A 676-nucleotide genomic window follows, 5' to 3' on the forward strand; every position below is an offset into this window, starting at 1 on the left:
TATGCTTTTAGTTCAACGAAGCGCTATTATCTTTGTTAATATGAATTTTTATCGTTTCTCATAAAAAAGGATTTATATGAAAAACTGGGAAGAACTTTCTCTTTTTCAAAAGCTCATAATCGGCTTTGCAATTATAGCTGTTGCGGTGCTAGCTCCAGAAATAGCCATGCTATTGCAATTTGGCGGCATTGAAGTCGCGTTTACATTTCTCCTATTTAGTCTGAAACCTGCACTTCACCTCATTAAAAACTGGTACTCAAAAATAGAAATTGTCGCTGCCACGGTGGCTATAAGCTGGCGGCACAGCGCCTCCGCTAAACCTAGTGTGTTCGCATTACAAGCGTCATTCTGTTTGCTAGCTATTGCGATGACTGGCTCTTCTGCTTTTGCTGTAAGCTTCTTTATGCCTGGGTTACTTCTTAACGGTGCTCTTATTTAGCACGCATATAACAAACACATTAAGCCGCTCGCAGGCTCGCTGGGACAGTAACACGTGGGCTCTGTCGCTTCGCTCCAAATTTTAGCCCACGTATTACTGCCCCTTATGTGGGTGTTGAGGCTGTAGAATTACTCTTTTTAGGAACTGGTTCTACACAATTGACTTGATTGTTTTTTAACCTTGAACCGAGTTGGTTACTGTGATCTAATAGATATTATTCACCCACGGTAAATTGTT

1 protein-coding gene is annotated in these 676 nt (G+C 41.1%); it reads left to right on the forward strand.

The genetic code is table 11. The features are described 5' to 3' along the window. Positions 1-76 precede the first annotated feature (76 nt). Complete coding sequence (locus tag J7338_RS20550; RefSeq protein ID WP_210798829.1) at positions 77-439, forward strand: hypothetical protein; 363 nt, start codon at positions 77-79, stop codon at positions 437-439. Positions 440-676: the final 237 nt, after the last annotated feature.

The organism is Pseudoalteromonas ostreae (assembly GCF_018069805.1).
Lineage (GTDB): Bacteria > Pseudomonadota > Gammaproteobacteria > Enterobacterales > Alteromonadaceae > Pseudoalteromonas > Pseudoalteromonas ostreae.

Excerpts from the sequence above, each read along its gene's own strand:
- J7338_RS20550 (WP_210798829.1), top strand. The coding sequence starts at position 77 with ATGAAAAACTGGGAAGAACTTTCTCTTTTTCAAAAGCTCATAATCGGC.